The sequence below is a fragment of the Roseovarius spongiae genome (assembly GCF_003651245.1).
GTDB classification, from domain to species: Bacteria; Pseudomonadota; Alphaproteobacteria; order Rhodobacterales; family Rhodobacteraceae; genus Roseovarius; species Roseovarius spongiae.
The window spans coordinates 825,950-843,800 of sequence record NZ_RAPE01000002.1; the positions used below are offsets into that span (position 1 = coordinate 825,950).

At 65.8% G+C, this 17,851-nt stretch carries 19 protein-coding genes and 1 tRNA gene; 14 read left to right on the forward strand and 6 right to left on the reverse strand.

Features of this window, described 5'->3' with window-relative positions:
• Nucleotides 1-130: 130 nt before the first annotated feature.
• A complete protein-coding gene (locus D6850_RS10700; protein WP_121166606.1) occupies nt 131-682 on the reverse strand; it encodes a peroxiredoxin in 552 nt (183 codons plus the stop codon).
• 327 nt (nt 683-1,009) lie between these two features.
• Between D6850_RS10700 and lipA the strand changes: the two genes are divergently transcribed.
• Nucleotides 1,010-1,966: a lipoyl synthase gene (gene lipA / locus D6850_RS10705; RefSeq protein ID WP_121166608.1), complete on the forward strand. Its 957-nt coding sequence runs from the start codon at nt 1,010-1,012 to the stop codon at nt 1,964-1,966.
• Nucleotides 1,963-2,490 carry a hypothetical protein gene (locus D6850_RS10710; RefSeq protein ID WP_147438892.1) on the forward strand — a complete coding sequence of 176 codons (528 nt, stop codon included), beginning with the start codon at nt 1,963-1,965 and terminating at the stop codon, nt 2,488-2,490. Before lipA ends, D6850_RS10710 begins: the two co-directional genes overlap by 4 nt.
• Before the next feature lie 274 nt (nt 2,491-2,764).
• On the opposite strand, the gene mepK is transcribed toward D6850_RS10710, so the two are convergent.
• Nucleotides 2,765-3,334, reverse strand: a complete 570-nt coding sequence (mepK, locus tag D6850_RS10715) for a peptidoglycan L,D-endopeptidase MepK (protein WP_121166612.1) — start codon at nt 3,332-3,334, stop codon at nt 2,765-2,767.
• Between the two features lie 75 nt (nt 3,335-3,409).
• Nucleotides 3,410-3,604, reverse strand: a complete 195-nt coding sequence (locus D6850_RS19290; protein ID WP_147438893.1) for a hypothetical protein — start codon at nt 3,602-3,604, stop codon at nt 3,410-3,412.
• A 43-nt stretch (nt 3,605-3,647) separates the two neighbouring features.
• On the opposite strand from D6850_RS19290, the gene D6850_RS10720 reads away from it, so the two are divergent.
• From D6850_RS10720 to D6850_RS10735, 4 genes are all read left to right on the forward strand, one after another.
• Entirely contained in the window at nt 3,648-5,264 is a 1,617-nt protein-coding gene (locus D6850_RS10720; protein WP_121166950.1) for a L,D-transpeptidase family protein, read from the forward strand.
• Nucleotides 5,265-5,291: 27 nt separating this feature from the next.
• The gene (gene lpxD, locus D6850_RS10725; RefSeq protein ID WP_121166614.1) at nt 5,292-6,383 is read left to right on the forward strand and encodes a UDP-3-O-(3-hydroxymyristoyl)glucosamine N-acyltransferase; all 1,092 of its coding nucleotides are present in this window, start codon (nt 5,292-5,294) and stop codon (nt 6,381-6,383) included.
• Nucleotides 6,384-6,531: 148 nt separating this feature from the next.
• Nucleotides 6,532-6,792, forward strand: a complete 261-nt coding sequence (locus tag D6850_RS10730; RefSeq protein ID WP_121166616.1) for an acyl carrier protein — start codon at nt 6,532-6,534, stop codon at nt 6,790-6,792.
• Nucleotides 6,789-8,000, forward strand: a complete 1,212-nt coding sequence (locus D6850_RS10735) for a beta-ketoacyl-[acyl-carrier-protein] synthase family protein (protein ID WP_121166618.1) — start codon at nt 6,789-6,791, stop codon at nt 7,998-8,000. Before D6850_RS10730 ends, D6850_RS10735 begins: the two co-directional genes overlap by 4 nt.
• Nucleotides 8,001-8,085: 85 nt before the next feature.
• Here the strand turns inward: D6850_RS10735 and D6850_RS10740 are convergent, their stop codons facing one another.
• The gene (locus D6850_RS10740; protein WP_245964154.1) at nt 8,086-8,769 is read right to left on the reverse strand and encodes an invasion associated locus B family protein; all 684 of its coding nucleotides are present in this window, start codon (nt 8,767-8,769) and stop codon (nt 8,086-8,088) included.
• Nucleotides 8,770-9,232: 463 nt separating this feature from the next.
• Here D6850_RS10740 and D6850_RS10745 point away from each other — a divergent pair, with 463 nt between their 5' ends.
• Entirely contained in the window at nt 9,233-10,774 is a 1,542-nt protein-coding gene (locus tag D6850_RS10745; RefSeq protein ID WP_121166952.1) for a helicase HerA-like domain-containing protein, read from the forward strand.
• A 9-nt stretch (nt 10,775-10,783) separates the two neighbouring features.
• On the opposite strand, the gene D6850_RS10750 is transcribed toward D6850_RS10745, so the two are convergent.
• Complete coding sequence (locus D6850_RS10750) at nt 10,784-10,987, reverse strand: hypothetical protein (protein WP_121166622.1); 204 nt, start codon at nt 10,985-10,987, stop codon at nt 10,784-10,786.
• A gap of 202 nt (nt 10,988-11,189) precedes the next feature.
• Here D6850_RS10750 and D6850_RS10755 point away from each other — a divergent pair, with 202 nt between their 5' ends.
• Nucleotides 11,190-11,675: an HU family DNA-binding protein gene (locus D6850_RS10755; protein WP_121166624.1), complete on the forward strand. Its 486-nt coding sequence runs from the start codon at nt 11,190-11,192 to the stop codon at nt 11,673-11,675.
• 12 nt (nt 11,676-11,687) lie between these two features.
• Nucleotides 11,688-11,762, forward strand: a tRNA-Val gene (locus D6850_RS10760).
• A 70-nt stretch (nt 11,763-11,832) separates the two neighbouring features.
• Here the strand turns inward: D6850_RS10760 and D6850_RS10765 are convergent.
• A complete protein-coding gene (locus tag D6850_RS10765) occupies nt 11,833-12,609 on the reverse strand; it encodes a FadR/GntR family transcriptional regulator (RefSeq protein WP_166434038.1) in 777 nt (258 codons plus the stop codon).
• An 89-nt stretch (nt 12,610-12,698) separates the two neighbouring features.
• On the opposite strand from D6850_RS10765, the gene D6850_RS10770 reads away from it, so the two are divergent.
• The 5 genes from D6850_RS10770 to D6850_RS10790 all read left to right on the forward strand — a co-directional run bounded on the left by D6850_RS10770 (nt 12,699) and on the right by D6850_RS10790 (nt 17,843).
• Nucleotides 12,699-14,042, forward strand: a complete 1,344-nt coding sequence (locus D6850_RS10770; protein ID WP_166434039.1) for a glutamine synthetase family protein — start codon at nt 12,699-12,701, stop codon at nt 14,040-14,042.
• Nucleotides 14,043-14,064: 22 nt separating this feature from the next.
• The gene (locus D6850_RS10775; protein ID WP_121166630.1) at nt 14,065-14,487 is read left to right on the forward strand and encodes a nuclear transport factor 2 family protein; all 423 of its coding nucleotides are present in this window, start codon (nt 14,065-14,067) and stop codon (nt 14,485-14,487) included.
• A 131-nt stretch (nt 14,488-14,618) separates the two neighbouring features.
• Nucleotides 14,619-15,857 (forward strand): ABC transporter substrate-binding protein, encoded by a 1,239-nt coding sequence (locus D6850_RS10780; protein ID WP_121166632.1) that lies wholly within the window; start codon nt 14,619-14,621, stop codon nt 15,855-15,857.
• A 117-nt stretch (nt 15,858-15,974) separates the two neighbouring features.
• Complete coding sequence (locus D6850_RS10785; RefSeq protein WP_121166634.1) at nt 15,975-16,838, forward strand: branched-chain amino acid ABC transporter permease; 864 nt, start codon at nt 15,975-15,977, stop codon at nt 16,836-16,838.
• Nucleotides 16,839-16,874: 36 nt separating this feature from the next.
• A complete protein-coding gene (locus D6850_RS10790; RefSeq protein WP_121166636.1) occupies nt 16,875-17,843 on the forward strand; it encodes a branched-chain amino acid ABC transporter permease in 969 nt (322 codons plus the stop codon).
• Nucleotides 17,844-17,851: the final 8 nt, after the last annotated feature.

Consider the following 17,851-nt stretch of genomic DNA (forward strand, 5'->3'; position numbering starts at 1 on the left):
GCCGGGCGCGAATGCAATCGCGACTTTTGGCCGGACCGGGGAACTGGCGCGAATTGCGGCTCCGTCGGCGTCACGAAAAACGGCCCGCCGACAGGGGCGGGCCGTAACCGGGCATGCGGAAGGCGCGGGGTTACTCGGCGGCGGTGCTCACCGATTCGCCGCGCAGCCAGCTCAGCAGGTTCTCGGGGCTTGATTCGCCATACGGATCCTCGCCGTGGTTGTCGCAGCGACCCGGCTCTTCGAACCAGGCTTCGATCACGCCGTCATTGACGATCGCCGCGTAGCGCCAGCTGCGCATGCCGAAGCCGAGGTTGTCCTTGGCGACCAGCATGCCGATCCGGCGGGTGAACTCGCCCGAGCCGTCGGGGATGACCTTCACGTTCCCGAGGCCCTGGCCTTCGGCCCACTTGTTCATCACGAAGCTGTCGTTGACGGACATGCAGTAGATGTCGTCGATGCCCAGTTCGCGGAAGGCCTCGGCGTTCTTCTCGAATCCGGGCAGTTGATAGGTCGAACAGGTCGGCGTGAACGCGCCGGGCAGCGAGAACAGGATCACGCGCTTGCCCTTGAAGTAATCCGCCGTCGTCTTGTCCTGCCAGCGGAACGGGTTGTCGCCGCCGACGCTTTCGTCGCGGACGCGTGTGTGGAAGGTGATGTCGGGAAGGCGAAGGCCGGTTCTCATGGCTCGAATCCTTTCATTCTGATGGTGTTGGGAATGCTCTCGGACCCGATTTAGAATGACTCCAGACTGGGTGCAACCACCTGATGCCGCTTTGCGGCATGCTGCCACGATATGTCGCGGACGATGCGATGAATCCGGGGTGGCGCGCGGCGTAAATGCCTGCCATCCGGGAAGGGACGGCAGGCGTCGACCTCTTGAAGCGAGGACGCGGGGGTTACTCGTCACCCAGGGAACGCGCCGCCTGGGGCGGCGTCGCATTACTGGCACTTTCCCCCCGCGTCTCTTATAGTTACAGAGTGTTACCAAATCTTTCGCGGGGAAAAAATCTTGCGTGATCTCAAAATTCCCGAGCAGCGGCATCCCGAGAAGGCGCGCCGGCCGGACAACCCGCAACCGAAAAAACCCAGCTGGATCAGGGTCAAGGCGCCGGCGGGCAAGGGCTACATGGACACGCGCAACATCATGCGCGAACACAAGCTCGTCACCGTCTGCGAAGAGGCGGGTTGCCCCAATGTCGGCGAATGCTGGAGCCGCGGCCACGCCACGATGATGATCATGGGCGAGGTCTGCACGCGGGCCTGCACCTTCTGCAACATCGCCACCGGCAAGCCGCCCAAGGATCTCGACGTGTTCGAACCGGGGCGGGTGGCCGACGCGGTGCAGAAACTCGGGCTGAACCACGTGGTCGTGACCTCGGTGGACCGCGACGACATCGAGGACGGAGGTGCCGAACATTTCGCCCAGACGATCCGCGCCATCCGCCACCGCAGCCCCGGCACCACGATCGAGATCCTGACGCCCGATTTCTTGAACTGCCCGCCCGAGGCGCTCGAGGTTGTGGTCGCGGCGAAACCGGACGTGTTCAACCACAATCTCGAAACGGTGCCCGGCCTCTATCCGCAGGTTCGCCCCGGCGCGCGGTATTTCCACTCCCTGCGCCTGTTGCAGCGGGTGAAGGAGCTGGACCCGCATATGTTCACCAAGTCCGGCATCATGGCGGGTCTGGGTGAGGATCGGCAGGCGGTGCACCAGGTTATGGACGACATGCGCGCGGCGAATGTCGATTTCCTCACCATCGGGCAATACCTGCAACCCACGCCGAAACACCACGCCGTCGACCGTTTCGTCACCCCTGAGGAATTCGCCGCCTATGAGAAGGCCGCATACGGCAAGGGGTTCCTCATGGTGTCGGCGACGCCGCTTACGCGCTCCTCCTACCACGCGGGCGACGATTTTGCGCGCCTTCGGGCGGCGCGAGAGCGCGCGCTCGCAGAGGCGCGGTGAGAGCGGCGGCGCTGGCGGCGCTCTGCGCGATGGCCTTCACGCCGGCGGCGGCGGCGCAGGAGGTCGCGGGCGACTGGAGCGTCGCGCAGGTCAGCGACGGGGCGACCGGGCGGCAGGTCTGCCGGATGGAGAGCGCAGCGCACCGCAACGCGCTGACCTTCACAATCGCGCGCGAGGACGGGCAGACGGGGAATGCGCTGTCCTACGGAATGGCGATCCGCTTCAACTACCCGCTCGATTCAGGGCCGGCCGAGCGGTTCGAGGTGCATTTCAAACCCGATTCGGCCCCGATCTTCCCGCTTTTCGGGCGCTACGCCCCGCAGGAGGACGGCAGCGGGCTGTGGCGGGCGACGCTCAACGCCGCCGCGCTCACGGAGGTGATCGAACGCCTTTCGGATCAGAGCCGTCTTTTCGTCCGGGTGCGTGACGCGGGGGTCAAGATGTCCATCAAGGCCCGCTTGCCGATCCGCGACGCCGCCGCCGCCGGCGCGCTTCTCGCGGCGTGCGCTGACACCTTGGACTGACGCCCGCCCGCCGGGGAGGCGCGGGATTGCCCGTCCGGCGCCGGTCTGGGCCGCGCAGGCATTCCGCGCGCTGAAAGGTATTTCTCCAGACGCGGAAGAAGACCGCTCAAGGCGGAGTGTGAGAATTGCAGCTAAAGAGTTTCGCGATCTTGCAGCGCGGCGCGCTCTGCGATCGACCTGCACCCAGCTAGGGCAATCCCGGACATGACAACGCCTCCGCAGTTTCCTGCGAAGGCGCATCTGCCTCGATGGCGGGGTGTAGCGGGCCGGCGGTTCAGCGCCCCCAGCTGCGCTTGGGTCCGCAATCCATGTGCACGAAGTTCGAGCGCGAGTAACGTCCGACGCCGCCGCCGTGGCAGGCGAGCGCCGCCTTGCTCAGCTGACCGACCGAGCGCGACTGCAGGCGCAAGTCGGCGGCCTGGCCCGCGATGTGGCGCGAATTGCGCGCGACGTTCTTGGAGCGCCGGCGCAGCATCGCGTTGGTCGACGGGCTCCGGTAGCCCGACAGCATCGTGTAGGGTTCGCGCGTGTCCACGAGGTTATGCGCGGCGGCCATGATGTCGATGGTGCGGGTGTCGATCGCCTTAACGTCGTCGACGCGCCAGTCGCGCATGAAATACGAGATCTCTTCGACCGCGTCGCGGATATACTTGCCCTCGATCCAGTAGATGGTGTCGATCTTCTCGCCGGTGCGCGGCGATATCATCGAGATCCGCCGGATATCTCCGGCGCCGCGCAGGAACCCGGCGGCCTTCGAAAGCGTTGGAGTTGCGGTGAGGGTCGTCGCCGCGAATACGCCAAGCAGCGCACGCCGCGAGAAAAGTGTCGAGGTGTCTGTCGTCATGATACGCCTGTCCCGTCGATTGCCTGTGCCCCGCATTTGCGCGGGTGCGTTCATCTCTCCCCAGATGTGTGTATTTCATGGCATATAAGGAATCGCTAACCAACCCGTGGTTCCCCGGTTTTTCATTTGCCCGCGATTTTCGGCCAAAATCCGCGCAAACGCCGGTTCGGGACGCGGGGCGCCGGGGCCGATGCGAATTGGTCGCAGGTCGTCATGAAGGCGAAAGCTGGCGCTAATTTGAATGGACAATGCGCGGCTGTCCGCCAACATGGCCCGCGACATCTGCCACGGGGTTCAATTTCGAGGGGAAAACATGCTCTTGACCGCCGCACTTACCATTCACCGCAGCGTTCTCGCCGCCGCGGCCGTCCTGACGCTGGCGGCGATCGCCCTGCCCGGGCAGGCGGGCGCGCAGGTGACCGCCTTCAAGCAGGCCGTCGCCGAGGGCGCCGCGCGCGACGACGCGCTGGCGGCGTTCTACCGCGACAACGCCTACCGCGCGGTGTGGACGGGCGCGGACGCCGAGTTTCGCGAGCGGCGCCAGGCGCTGATGCAGGCGATCGCCGAATCCGAAGCGCACGGGCTGCCGCCGGCGCGCTACAACCCGGACGAACTGATGCGCCTGATGGAAACCGCGCGCACGCCGCGCGATCTCGGCCGGGTCGAGGTCGAGATGTCGCGCAGCTTCCTGCGGCTCGCGCGCGACATGCAGACCGGCATGTTGGTTCCCTCGAAGATCGACAGCGGCATCGTCCGCGAGATTCCCTACCGGGCGCCGGCCTCCTATCTGGACAATTTCCTGCGCAGCAACCCGCGCGCCTTCTTTCGCGGCCTGCCGCCGAAATCGGGCGAATACGCGCGCCTGATGCGGGAAAAGACGCGGCTCGAGCGGCGGCTCGGCGCGGGCGGCTGGGGGCCGAAGGCGCCGGTTGCGTCGCTCGCGCCCGGCGCGTCGGGCGGCGCGGTCATCGCGCTGCGCGATCGGCTGACCGAAATGGGCTATCTCGAACGCTCGGCCAGCGCGGTCTATGACACGCGCATGCAGCAGGCGGTGCAGGCGTTCCAGGCCGCCCACGGGCTTGTCCCCGACGGCGCCGCCGGCGCCGCCACCATCCGCGAGATCAACGAACCCGTGGAAAAGCGGCTCGCCTCGATCATGGTCGCGATGGAGCGCGAACGCTGGCTCAACATGCCGCGCGGCAAGCGTCACATCCTCGTCAACCTGACCGATTTCAGCGCCCGCATCATAGATGACGACAAGGTGACCTTCCGGACCCGCGCCGTGATCGGCAAGAACCGCTCGGGTCAGCAGAGCCCGGAATTCTCGGACGAGATGGAGTATCTCGAGATCAACCCGACATGGAACGTCCCGCGCTCCATCGCGGTCAAGGAATACCTGCCGCAGATGCAGCGCAATCCCGGCGCGGCGGGGCATCTCAGGCTCTACAATGCGCGCGGTCAGCAGGTGAGCCGGGCGCATATCAACTTCAATCGCTACAACGCCCGCAACTTCCCCTTCGACCTGAAACAGCCGCCGTCGCCGCGCAACGCGCTGGGGTTGGTCAAGTTCATGTTCCCGAACAAGTACAACATCTACCTGCACGACACGCCCTCCAAGAGCCTCTTCCAGCGCAACGTGCGCGCCTTCAGCCATGGCTGTATCCGCCTGCAGGATCCGTTCGATTTCGCCTATGCGCTGCTTGCCCGGCAGGAGAGCGACCCAAAGGCGTTCTTTCACTCGGTGCTGAACACGGGCCGGCAGACGCAGGTGAAGCTGGAAAAGAAGGTGCCGGTGCACCTGATCTACCGCACCGCCTTCACCCAGGCCAAGGGACCGGTCCAGTATCGCGACGACGTCTATGGCCGCGATGCGCGGATCTGGGACGCGATGCGACAGGCGGGGGTTTCGCTGCGCGCCGTTCAGGGCTAGATACGGCCCCGGATACGGGGGGGCGTCATGGCCTACACCATTGAACAGATCGCACGGGCGCTCGGGGCCGAAGCCGCGGGCGCGCCGGATATCGAGATTGACCGGGTCGCGGAACCCGCCGACGCCGGGCCGCGCGACCTTGCGCTCGCGACCAAGCCGGAATACGCCAACGCGCTGCCCTTGGGCGCGGCCCGCGCGGCGATGCTCTGGGAGGGCGCGGACTGGCGCGCGCTTGGCCTCGAGGCCGCGATCATGGCGCCGCGGCCGCGCTACGCGATGGCGGGGCTCAGCCGCATGTTCGACACCGGCGAAGGGTGGGGCGAGGGCGTCCACGCTTCGGCGGTGATCGACCCCACGGCGGAACTCGGTGACGATGTGCATGTCGCGCCTTTCGCGGTGATCGGCGCGCGGGCGCGGATCGGGGCGGGCACGCGGATCGGACCGCATGCTAGCATCGGCGCCGACGCGGTGATCGGCGATGGCGGCCTCATCCGCGATGGCGTGCGCATCGCCGCGCGCGTGCGGATCGGCGCGCGCGTCATCATCAATCCCGGCGCCGTGCTCGGCGGGGACGGGTTCAGCTTCGTCACCCCCGAGGTTTCGGGCGTGGAGGCGGCGCGCAGCACGCTGGGCGACCAGGGCGATGCAGAGGCGCAATCCTACGCCCGCATTCACAGCCTCGGGTCCGTGCGGATCGGCGACGACGTGGAGGTGGGCAGCAACAGCTCCATCGACCGCGGCACCGTGCGCGACACGGTGATCGGCGACCGCACCAAGATCGATTCGATGGTGATGGTCGGCCACAACGTCGTGGTGGGCAACGACACGCTTCTCTGCGGGATGGTGGGACTGGCCGGGTCGGCGCGGATCGGCGACAACGTGGTGCTGGGCGGACAGGTCGGGGTGGGCGACAACATCTTCGTCGGCGACCGGGTCATCGCGGGCGGAGGAACCGGGATTCTCTCCAACGTTCCCGCAGGCCGCGTGATCCTGGGCTACCCGGCGATGAAGATGGAAAGTCATATCGAGATGTACAAGGGGCTGCGCCGCCTCGGTCGCCTTTACGCCGACGTTGCGGACCTGAAGAAAGCTGTTATCAAGCCCGCGAAAAGCGACTAAAGCGTTTCGACCCGTTGTCGAGTCGCGGCCGATGGCGATACGTTCGGGGCGGAACGTCGCCGCGCGCGCCCCGGGCGCCGGTCGCGGCGGAGGTTATATCAGAAACGCCCTGGCGCGGGCGCAGCCAGCGGTCAGCAAGAGGAATGTCATGAGCGATATCGAGGACCGCGTGATCGCCATCATCGCCGAGCAGGCCGTGCTCGAGCCGTCGGACGTGACGCTGGACAGCACGCTTGAGGAGTTGGGAATCGACAGCCTCGGCCTGGTCGAGAGCATCTTCGCGATCGAGGAAGCCTTCGACATCAACGTGCCATTCAACGCCAACGATCCGACTGAGAGCGATTTCGACATCTCCAACGTGCGTAGCATTGTCGCAGGCGTCCGGCGACTGGTGAAGGAACAGTCTTGAAACGGGTCGTCATCACCGGCGCGGGGACGATCAACGCGCTCGGCGCCGACGTGCCCGCGACGCTCGAGGCGATGCGCGAGGGACGCTGCGGCATCGGCGAACTGGAATTCCGCGACGTGGAGCGGCTGTCGATCCGCATCGGCGGGCAGGTCAAGGGCTATGAGCCGGAGGCCAGCTTCAACCGCCAGCAACTGTCGCTCTACGACCGGTTCACGCAATTCACCCTGATCGCCGCGCGCGAGGCGATCGAGCAGTCGGGGCTCGAGTTCTCGGGCGACCTGGCGGCGCGGGCGGGCGTTGTGCTGGGGAATTCGGGCGGCGGCATGACGACGCTCGACGATAATTACCGCTCGGTCTACGAGGACGGCAAGAACCGCGTGCATCCCTTCGTGGTGCCCAAGCTGATGAACAACGCCGCGGCGAGCCACGTGTCGATGGAGTTCAACCTCAAGGGGCCGAGCTTTACCGTCTCGACCGCTTGCGCGTCCTCGAATCACGCGATGGCGCAGGCGTTCCAGATGGTGCACGGCGGCATGACGCCGGTGATGATCGCGGGCGGGTCGGAATCCATGCTCTGCTTTGGCGGGGTCAAGGCCTGGGAAGGGCTGCGGGTGATGTCGAAGGACGCCTGCCGTCCGTTCAGCGCCAATCGCAACGGCATGGTGCAGGGCGAGGGCGCCGGCGTCTTCGTCTTCGAGGAATACGAGCACGCCCGCGCACGTGGCGCCGAGATTTTGGCCGAGGTGATCGGTTACGCCATGACGTCGGACGCTTCGGATATCGTGATGCCCTCTAAACAGGGGGCCGCGCGCGCCATCGCGGGGGCGATGCAGGACGCGCGGGTGAACCCCGATGACGTGGGCTACATCAACGCCCACGGCACCGGCACCGCCGCCAACGACAAGACCGAAAGCGCCGCGGTCGCGGACGTGTTCGGCGCACACGCGGACAAGCTGTTGATGTCCTCGACCAAGTCGATGCACGGTCATCTCATAGGCGGCACCGGCGCGGTGGAACTGCTGGCCTGCATCATGGCGGTGCGCGACGGGATCGTGGCGCCGACCATCGGCTACGAGGAACCGGACCCGGAATGCGCGCTCGACGTGGTCCCGAACGAGGCGCGCGAGGCCCGCGTCGAGGTCGCGCTCTCCAACGCCTTCGCCTTCGGCGGGCTGAACGCGGTGCTGGCGCTGCGGCGCTTCGCCTGACCGACCTCATCCACGTCCCTGAACGAAAGGCGGCCCGGAAATCCGGGCCGCCTCGCGTCGAATATGTCTAGACATATAGCCCGGTTCACTCGGTAAAGAGCGACACCGAATCGTAGCCCTTGGTGAAGCCGCTGAGCGAGACGTCGATCCTCACCTTCTGGTCGGGCGCCTGGGCGGGCACCAGCGTCAGCGTCGCCTTGGCGCCGCGTTTGAACGCGCTGATGTCCTCGGCGGTCAGGCCGATCTGTGCGATGCAGCCGGTTTCGGTGCACACGCGGTAGGGATAGCTCTTGGCGGCGGCGCCATCGACCGAGATCTTCAGCTCTTCGGTGAGCAGGGTGAACAGCGGAACCATGATCGTGCCGCCGGCGATGATCGGCCCCTGGTCCTTGATGTCGAAGATGCTGAACTCGGCGACCGGGTTGCCCTGTTTCTCGCGCAAGAGCTGATAGAGTTGGCAGGGATCCTCGCCTTCCTGCGCGCGGAAGCAGCGCAGGCTCCAGTCGCCGAACTTTTCCTTGATGTAGGTGGGATCCTCGGCCTCGGCGACCTCGCGCCCCTGCGAGAAGCCCGAATCCGTCGCGGCGTCGTCCCCGGCGGCCTCGGGCGCGGGCGTTTCGGCCTCGGGCGCGGTTTCCTGCGTTTCGGCCGGCGCTTCGGCGGCCGGTTGTTCGTCAGAGGCGGCGGCGTCGCCGTCCTGCTGCGCAACAGCCGTCTGGCCGAGCGCAAGCGCGGCCGCAAAAGACAGAATGGTAAGTGATCTGGGCATGTTGTCCCCGTGTGTCATGAATCTTCGGAGGCGCTCTATCATGTCGCGCCAAGGCTGTCAGGACTAAACCGCAGACATCCCGGGCCTGCAAGCCGGATTCGCGCCGCGCGCGGCGCGCCGCCTGCGCGCCCTTCGACTGCAATGGCCGCGCCGATCGTCGCGGATTTCGCCATCGCCACAGAAAAGGGGCCTCGCGGCCCCTTCCCATTCGTTCTCCCTGCCGGACTGGCCGACCTAGTGATTGGACTGAACGCTAGGACAGAACGGAATCAGCGTCAACAGGCAAACTGCACGGGGTCAATCACAAAAAAGGCCGCACCCGAAGGCGCGGCCAGTCTGACAGGGAGGACGCCCCCCGCGCCGCCAAGAGGACATGCAGCGCGGGGGACGGATTTATACTGGCGGCAATTGGTTAAATTTGTATGTTCAGAAGGCACATTAATCGCGATCCGGGGGCAGGGTGCTGGATAACAGGGTTTTCATAGGCGGCGGCGGGCCGGATTACGGCGAAAAGCAGGGGCTCCGCCTCGACTATGCGAACCGTCACGGGCTGATCGCGGGCGCGACCGGGACCGGCAAGACGGTCACGCTCCAGATCCTCGCCGAAGGTCTTTCGGCCGCGGGCGTGCCGGTCTTCCTGTCGGACGTGAAGGGCGATCTTTCGGGGCTGGGCGCGGCGGGCAGCGCGGAGTTCAAGCTGCACGAAGCATTCCAGAGCCGCGCCGCGACCATCGGTTTCGACGACTACCGCTACGAGGCCTTCCCCGTCACCTTCTGGGATCTCTTCGGCGAGCAGGGCCACCCAGTGCGCACCACCGTCGCGGAAATGGGGCCGCTGCTGCTCAGCCGGCTGATGAACCTGACGGACGCGCAGGAGGGCATCATGAACATCGCCTTCCGCGTCTCGGACGAGGAGGGGATGCCGATCCTCGACCTCAAGGACTTGCAGGCGCTGCTGGTCTGGGTGGGCGAGAATCGCGACGCGCTGTCGCTGCGTTACGGCAACGTGTCGCCGCAATCGGTAGGCGCGATCCAGCGGCAGCTGATGGTGCTGGAAAACCAGGGTGGCGCGCAGCTTTTCGGAGAACCGGCGCTCGACCTCGACGATCTCATCACCACTGACGCGGACGGGCGCGGACGCATCAACATCCTCGCCGCCGACCGGCTGATGGGGGCGCCGCGGCTTTACGCGACCTTCCTGCTCTGGCTGCTGTCGGAACTGTTCGAGACGCTGCCCGAGGTGGGCGATCCGGAGAAGCCGAAGCTTGTCTTCTTCTTCGACGAGGCGCACCTGCTGTTCGATGACGCGCCCAAGGCGTTGGTGGACAAGGTTGAACAGGTGGCGCGGCTCATCCGCTCCAAGGGGGTAGGGGTCTATTTCATCACCCAGAACCCGGACGACGTGCCCGAGGACATCCTCGGGCAGCTCGGCAACCGCATCCAGCACGCGCTGCGCGCCTTCACCGCGCGCGACCGCAAGGCGCTGGCGCGCGCCGCCGAGACCTACCGCCCCAATCCGCGCTTCGACACCGCCGACGCGATCCGCGACGTGGGCACCGGGGAGGCGGTGACCTCCATGCTGGGGCCCAAGGGCGCGCCCGGCGTGGTCGAACGCACGCTGATCCGCCCGCCATCCTCGCGGCTTGGCCCGATCGACGACGCCGCCCGGCGCGCGCTGATCCAGGCGTCGCCCGTCGTGGGCAAATACGATACGGCAATCGACCGCGAGTCAGCCTACGAGATCATCGCGCAACGCGCCGACAAGGCCGCGCAGGAGGCGGAGGCGGCCGAGAAAAAAGCCGAGGAACAGAGCGCGGCGGAACGCGAATTCAACGCCGGGCGGCGCTATTCGGGCAAGCGGGTCAGCCGCTCGACCTCGCGCGACGACGGGTTCGGCAGCCGCTTTGGCCGGGCGATCGGCGGCGCCGTCCTGAAGGAGATGAGCGGGACGACCGGCCGCCGTCTCGTGCGGGGCATCCTCGGGGGGTTGTTCAAGGGGCGCTGAGCGCGGAGATCAGCCCCCGGCGCCCATCGACGCGCCGATGATAAGCGCAACGGTCAGCAGCGCGAGCATGCCCTGCATCTGCTCGGAACTGTTCGCGATCGCGTCCGCCGCGACGACCTCCGGTGCGACGACCGGATCGGACAGGTTCCCGGCGATGGCTGGCGCGGTGGTGAGCGCAAGCGCGCAAATGGCTGCAAGAATGGTGATTTTCATGAATGCGTCCCCCAAGGATATAATGTTGCCAAATTATCCGCCGCCCGGCATCGGGTCAACTATTGCTAGCCATGACCGGGGTTGTTGCCTAGGCTGCTTTTGATGCCGAAACAATTGCGGCGTCACGCATTCGACGGACGGTGCGCGCCGAAATCGACGCGCCGCCATCGGAACAACGAGAAAAACACGAGGGCGCCGAGCAATGAGCGAAGACGTGAAAACCACCTCCGCCAAGGACGACAAGCCAACGCGATCCACCAACCCGAAACCTCCGAGGGCGCGCGCCGGCCAGGGCGTTCCCAAGCCCCCCAAGGCGAAAGCCGCGAAGAAGCCGGCGGCAAAGCGGGGAGCCCCGGCAAAGGCGCCGATCCCGGCCCCGGAGCCCGAGACGAAAAGCGCCGCGCCCGAGCTCAAGAAGCAGGAACTTCTCGCCAAGGTGGTCGAGCGCGCGGACGTGAAGAAGAAATTCGCCAAACCCGTGGTCGAGGCCATGCTCGCCGTACTCGGCGAGGCGCTGGCCGAGGGCCGCGAGATGAACCTGCAACCGCTGGGCAAGATCAAGAACAACCGCATCAAGGAAACCTCTCAGGCCAAGGTGATCGTCGCCAAGATCCGCCAGAAGACGGCGCCCGCTGATGCGCCGGCAAATGCAAAACAGAGTATTGCAGACGCGGACGAGGAACGCTAAATAGCGCCCTGCGGGTGATTAGCTCAGTGGTAGAGCGCTTCGTTCACATCGAAGATGTCGGGAGTTCAAGTCTCTCATCACCCACCATTCTATCCCTTGCGATTTTGACGGCTCGGCGGCGCGACCCCGCGGCCTGCGTGCCGGGTTGAGCGTCCGTTCAGGGGCCGCTTTCGGAGGGCGAGGGTAGTAGTCCGCCCAGGAAATGCTCGGTCCCTTTCAGATGCGCCTTCATCGCGGCCCTTGCGGCATCCGGCGCGCCGTTCTCGATGGCCTCGATGATCTCGGCATGTTGGTGATTGGAATGGATCAAGGCGTCCTTGCTGGGCGGCAGGAACACCAGCAGCTCGCCCAGGTCGGCCTGGATGTCGAGGACCATGCGCGTCAGGTCCGGGTTGAGCGTGCAGCGGGCGAGCGCGATGTGAAACCGCGCGTCGCAGGCGCGGAACGCGTCGAAATCGTCGAGCAGTCCGCCCATTTCCTCCACCATCCCGCGCATTTCGCCAAGTGCGGCGGCATTCGCGCGCGCGGCGGCCAGTTCTGCCACGCCGCATTCGACGACGGTGCGCTTGTCGAGGAAATTCTGCGCGCGCCGTTCGTCCCACGTCGCGGCGCCTGAGTCGTCCGCGCCCCGCCAGCGCGGCGGCGCGTCGGACACGAACGTGCCGCCGCCGCGCCCGCGCCGCGAGACAAGGAACCCGCCCTCGACCAGCACGCCGATCGCCGCGCGCATCGTGGTGCGGCTGATCCCCATCATCCGGGCGAGTTCGCGTTCGGGCGGCAATTGCTGACCGGGAACGATGAGCCCCATCTTGATCGAGCGACCGAGCCTTTCGACCGTTTCCTCGAACACGTTGGCCGTGGAAGACGCCCCCGGCAAAAGGAATCCCGGGTCGGGCGCCGCCCCCGGATCATCCCGCTTCTTGCTGTCGTTCATGCGCAACTCCGAAAGGTATCTTGACATACCATTAAAGGTATGCCCTGATACCTTATGTTAGCCGATCCAGCGGGGGATGCACAATGGACATGAGCGCGCTTTCTGCCGCCGTGGAGGATGGAACCATCGACACGGTGATCGTGGCCACCCCGGACATGCAGGGACGGCTGGTGGGCAAGCGGCTGACCGCGCGTCATTTCCTCGAGTCCTGCGAGGCCGGGGTGGGCACCTGTTCGGTGGTGCTGACCTGGGGACAGGATCACGCGCTCGACCCCGATTACGCGCTGTCGGGCTGGGCCAATGGCTATCCCGACATGGTGGTGGTCCCCGACATGGCGACGCTCGCGCGGTATGCCTGGTTCGAGCGCACGGCCTTCGTCATGGGAAACGCCGTTCGCCCGGACGAAAGCGCCATCGACGTCGCGCCGCGCACGGCGCTCGCGCGGATGCTTGAGCGGCTCGCCGGGCACGGGCTGCGGGCGCGGTTCGCCTCCGAGTTGGAGTTCTTCCTTTATGACGAAACGCCGCGCAGCGCGCATGACAAGGGGTTCGTGAACCTCACGGGCAAGCACGCGACGCTCCATCCCGAGACGCTGATGCGCACCTCCGAGGACGAGCACTTCCTCGGGCCGCTGCGCAACCATCTCGAGGCGGCGGGCGTGCCGGTCGAGATGGTCAAGGCCGAGTATTCCCCCGGCCAGGTCGAGATCAACCTGCACCATGCCGACGCGATGAAGGCGGCGGACAGTCACATGCTGCTCAAGGCGGCGGCCAAGGAGATCGCGCTGCAACAGGGCATGATCGCGACCTTCATGGCCAAGCCCGACCACGACCTCGGCGGATCGTCCTGCCATGTCCACCTGTCCTTGCAGGACGAAAGCGGCCAGTCGGCCTTTGCCGCCGGGCCGGATGGGCGTGGCGCGTCGGAGACGATGACGCGCTTCCTGGGCGGTCTTACGCATCACATACGCGACATTTTCCTGTTCTTCGCGCCGACGACCAATTCCTACCGGCGGATGCAGCCCGGCACCTTCGCCCCGGATTCCGTCACCTGGGGCGAGGACAACCGCACCGTCGCCTTTCGCATGGTGGGCGCTGGCGGCGCGCGGCGGATCGAGAACCGGATCCCGGGCGCGGACGTCAATCCCTACCTCGCCTATGCCGCCATGCTGGCCGCGGGCCTGCGCGGGATCGAGGAGGGGCTGGAGCCGGTCGGCGCAGCACTTGGCGGCAACGCCTACCACGCGGACGCGCCCGCCTTGCCCCGCACGCTCGACGAGGCGACCGAAGCCTTTGCCGGGTCGGAGCTGATACGCGACTGTTTCGGGGCCGAATTCCACGACCATTACGCCAATTACGGCCGCCAGAGCATCCTGGCCGCCCGCGCCGCCGTCACCGATTACGAGCGCCGCATGCTGTTCCTGGATATCTGAGCCATCACAAGGAGATCGCGCCATGTCCGACAAGGCCCAATCGACCCATCTGCCCGGCGATCCCGAACAATGGGTGCGCGACCTTGCGGCCATCTGGAAGGCCCATGACGGCGTGCGCGCGGCGCAGGGCTATACGGAGGACGCCGTGCTGCATTGGGGGCCCGGCCGGCGTCAGAGCGGCGCCGCGCTGCGCGAGCGGCCGGCGAGGTGGTTCGCCTACGCCAGCGACCTTGAGATCGACAAGGAATACGTGGCCCACACCGATGATTGCATCGTGACCACCTGGCGCAGCGCCTACACCGATCCCGAAACCGGCGACAGGATGCAGGAGCGCGGCATCGAGACGTTTCGCTTTGAAAACGGCCTGATCCGCGAACAGCACGCTTGGCAACATAGCTGGAAGGAGGGGGAAGACGCGGCTGTCGGCGATTTCAGCACCGATTGAGCGGAAGGGCCCGCCACGGGCGCACCGGGAAAACTGTCCACACGGTTTGCCGAAATGGGATAGCCGGATTCGGGAATCAGACGGATACTCGGCGTAATTACGAATTAAGAAATGCATTGGGAGGTGCAGACATGACCAACAAGAAAAGCAATTTATCCCGTCGCCTGACGCGGCGCGGCCTGTTGAAACAGGGGAGCATGGCGATCGCCGGCGGGCTTGCCGCCCCCGCCATCCTGCCCAAGAGCGCCTTTGCGCAGACCCGCACGATCAAGATCGGCGGTGCGGTTCCGCTGTCGGGGCCGGTGGCCTACTGGGGGCAGTCCACGATGCAGGGCTTCGTCGACGGCGCCGCCGTCATGAACGAGGCGGGCGGCATCATGATCGATGGCGAGCCGTACATGCTCGAGGTCATCAACTACGACACCAAGGGCGAGGTTGCGGATTCGCGCGCGGCCACGATGCGGCTGGTCGAGCAGGACGAATGCAAGTTCGTCTACAGCCAGGCCGCGGCCAGCACGGTGGGGATGCTCCAGGTGACGGAGCCCGCCGAAGTGCTGTCGATCGTGGCGTGCTGGGGGTATCTGGAACTGTTCGGCACGGATTACCCGCTGCATTTCCGCGGCGAGATGTCGGATTATGAACAGGGCTTCGCCTACATGCCCTTCATGATCGAGAAATACGGCAAGGACGCGCTGAAATCCGCGGCCTTCATCGGCCCGGACGATCAGGACGGCATCGATTGCCACTTCTCCTATGAGCGGCTGATGAAGCATTACGGGGTCGAGCAGAAGGCGGTCGAATACTATAACTGGGAGGACACCGATTTCTATCCCATCGTCGCCAAGACCATCCGCGAAAAGCCCGACTTCATCGTCACCAGCCCGTCGCCGCCGGGCATCACCGCGAGCATCATCAAGGCCGCCCGCGAGATGGGCTACCAGGGGCCGATTTCGTCCCCCGCCGCGTCGGAAACCGAGACCATCCTCGAGGTGGCCGGGGAGCACGCGTCCGGCGTGATCCTGCCGGTGACGAATATCAACCCTTCCAGCCCGACGCAGAAGGCCATCGAGAAACGCTTTCTCGAACGGTTCGGCACGTTCAACGCGCTGGCGGGCAACTATTCGTGGTGGATCTACGCGCTCAAGGCGGCGCTCGAGATGGCCGGGACCGCGACCGACACGAAGGCCGTGGCCGAGGCGCTCGCGCAGGTCGAACTGGAAGACACCTATGTCGGAAGAACCAAGTGGGCGGGCAAGAACGCCTACGGATTGAACCGGCAGGGCGTCTATGACTGCTTCACCACCACCATCGACGACGGCAAGGCGGAACTGGCGGATGTCCGTTTCCCCGACCTGCCGGACACGTTCTAGGGCAGGCGCCCGGAAGGGGCGGCGCCCCATCCGGGCGGATGCGCCTCCCGGCGGCCGTCCGTCCGCGCCCGCGCGGGCGGGCGAAACCATCAGGCGATCCCGAGGAGACTCTCTTAGATGACCGAGCTACTGCAAATGGCGTTGACCGGGTTCAACCTCGGGCTGATGTATGCGCTGATCGCCATCGGCCTGACCCTGATCTTCGGCGTGATGCGCATCATCCAGTACGCGCATGGCGAGATGTTCATGCTGGGCGCGTTCACGCTCTACTACTGGAACGCCGAGTTCGGGCTGAACTACTGGGCCGGCGTCGGCGTCAGCGCGGTCGTCATCTTCTGCTTCGGAGCGATCCTCCAGATCGTCCTGTTCCGCCCGCTGCACGGGAAGAACATCCTCTATTCGCTCGCCGTGTCGCTTGGCCTCGTGCTCATCATCTCGAGTTCGGGACAGATCCTCTTTGGCACCACCGTCAAGGGCATTCCGAGCGCGGTGACCGGCGGCGTCCTGCTGGGCGGGACCTATCTGTCCTATGAACGCATGGTGATCTCGGCGGTCTCCGCCGCGCTCATCATCGCGCTCTGGTTCTTCCTGCGGCGCACGACGACGGGCCTCGCCATCCGGGCAGTGGCGGAAGACCCGGACACCAGCGCGCTTCAGGGCGTCAAGACGCGGCGCATCCACTGGATCGCCTTTGGTCTGGGGAGCGCGATGGCCGCGATCGCGGGCTGCATGATGGGCACGCTGCTCTCCATCGTGCCGACGATGGGGTTCCTCGCCACGATCAAGGCCTTCATGATCGTGATCATGGGCGGCCTGGGCAGCGTGTTCGGCGCGCTGATCGGGGGGCTGATCCTCGGCATGATCGACAGCGTCGTGACCACCACGATCAGCGGCGACGTGGCGCTGATCCTCAGTTTCGTCGTGATCTTCCTGATCCTGGTGTTCCGCCCCTCCGGGCTCTTCGGGCAGGACTGGGAATGAGCATGGCGCGCGCAACTACATCCCGGGACGGTGTCAATGGAACAAACTGATCGCTCGAGCCGGATCGCGTGGGCGGCGCTCCTGCTCGCCTCGCTGATCGCGCCGGTCGTGGTCGGGTTCGACAAGTACCTGATTCATGTCGGCATCATCATCAGCCTCAACGTGGCGCTGGCCACCAGCCTCTGGATGATCTGGTCGTTGGGGTTCATCTCGTTCGCCCATGCCGGGTTCATGGGGATCGGCGCCTATACCTCGGCGCTGCTCTTCACCAAACTCGGGCTTTCGATGTGGTATGGCCTTTGGCTCGGCGCGGCGATGTCCGGGGCGATCGCGCTGGTGATTGCGCTGCCGCTCATGCGCACGCGCGCGGTCTACTTCTTCATGGCGAGCTGGGCCGTGGGCGAGGTGATCAAGCGCAACTTTGCCTATTTCCGCGACTTCTTCGGCGGCTGGGACGGCGTCTTCAACATCCGCGCGCCGAAGCTCGACCTCGGCTTTGTCGAGGTCAACTTCGCGGACCGGCTGGCCTATTACTACCTGGCGCTGTTCTTCGTCGTGCTCACGGTTCTGGTCATTCACCGCATCAACAACTCGCGGACCGGGATGATCTACTGGAGCATCCACGAGAACGAATTGCTGGCGCAGCACGCGGGCATCAACGTCTTCCGGCACAAGGTCATCGCCTTCACCATCGCCTGCGCGCTGGCCGGGCTGACGGGGGCGCTCTATGCCCATTACCAGACCTATATCAGCCCCAAGTCCTTTGACATCTGGAAGTCCGAATTCGCGCTGGTGCATGTCATCGTCGGCGGGCTGACCACGGTGGGCGGGCCGGTCGCGGGGGCGATCAGCCTGACCGTTGTGGATGAGCTTCTGCGCGCAACCGGCTATTTCCGCACGGTATTCTTCGGCGCCGTGTTGATCGCGGCGGTTCTGCTGCTGCCCGGCGGACTCGAGACGATCCCGGGCCGGCTGCGCAGTTTCTTCAAACGTTCGGACAAGTGAGCGGGGCC

Bases quoted from the DNA above. Each gene is read 5' to 3' on its own strand.
- D6850_RS10700 (WP_121166606.1), bottom strand. From the start codon at position 682: ATGAGAACCGGCCTTCGCCTTCCCGACATCACCTTCCACACACGCGTC.
- mepK (WP_121166612.1), bottom strand. From the start codon at position 3,334: ATGACGACAGACACCTCGACACTTTTCTCGCGGCGTGCGCTGCTTGGC.
- D6850_RS19290 (WP_147438893.1), bottom strand. From the start codon at position 3,604: ATGTTGGCGGACAGCCGCGCATTGTCCATTCAAATTAGCGCCAGCTTT.
- D6850_RS10720 (WP_121166950.1), top strand. From the start codon at position 3,648: ATGCTCTTGACCGCCGCACTTACCATTCACCGCAGCGTTCTCGCCGCC.
- lpxD (WP_121166614.1), top strand. From the start codon at position 5,292: ATGGCCTACACCATTGAACAGATCGCACGGGCGCTCGGGGCCGAAGCC.
- D6850_RS10730 (WP_121166616.1), top strand. From the start codon at position 6,532: ATGAGCGATATCGAGGACCGCGTGATCGCCATCATCGCCGAGCAGGCC.
- D6850_RS10740 (WP_245964154.1), bottom strand. From the start codon at position 8,769: ATGCCCAGATCACTTACCATTCTGTCTTTTGCGGCCGCGCTTGCGCTC.
- D6850_RS10750 (WP_121166622.1), bottom strand. From the start codon at position 10,987: ATGAAAATCACCATTCTTGCAGCCATTTGCGCGCTTGCGCTCACCACC.
- D6850_RS10755 (WP_121166624.1), top strand. From the start codon at position 11,190: ATGAGCGAAGACGTGAAAACCACCTCCGCCAAGGACGACAAGCCAACG.
- D6850_RS10765 (WP_166434038.1), bottom strand. From the start codon at position 12,609: ATGAACGACAGCAAGAAGCGGGATGATCCGGGGGCGGCGCCCGACCCG.
- D6850_RS10770 (WP_166434039.1), top strand. From the start codon at position 12,699: ATGAGCGCGCTTTCTGCCGCCGTGGAGGATGGAACCATCGACACGGTG.
- D6850_RS10775 (WP_121166630.1), top strand. From the start codon at position 14,065: ATGTCCGACAAGGCCCAATCGACCCATCTGCCCGGCGATCCCGAACAA.
- D6850_RS10780 (WP_121166632.1), top strand. From the start codon at position 14,619: ATGACCAACAAGAAAAGCAATTTATCCCGTCGCCTGACGCGGCGCGGC.
- D6850_RS10785 (WP_121166634.1), top strand. From the start codon at position 15,975: ATGACCGAGCTACTGCAAATGGCGTTGACCGGGTTCAACCTCGGGCTG.
- D6850_RS10790 (WP_121166636.1), top strand. From the start codon at position 16,875: ATGGAACAAACTGATCGCTCGAGCCGGATCGCGTGGGCGGCGCTCCTG.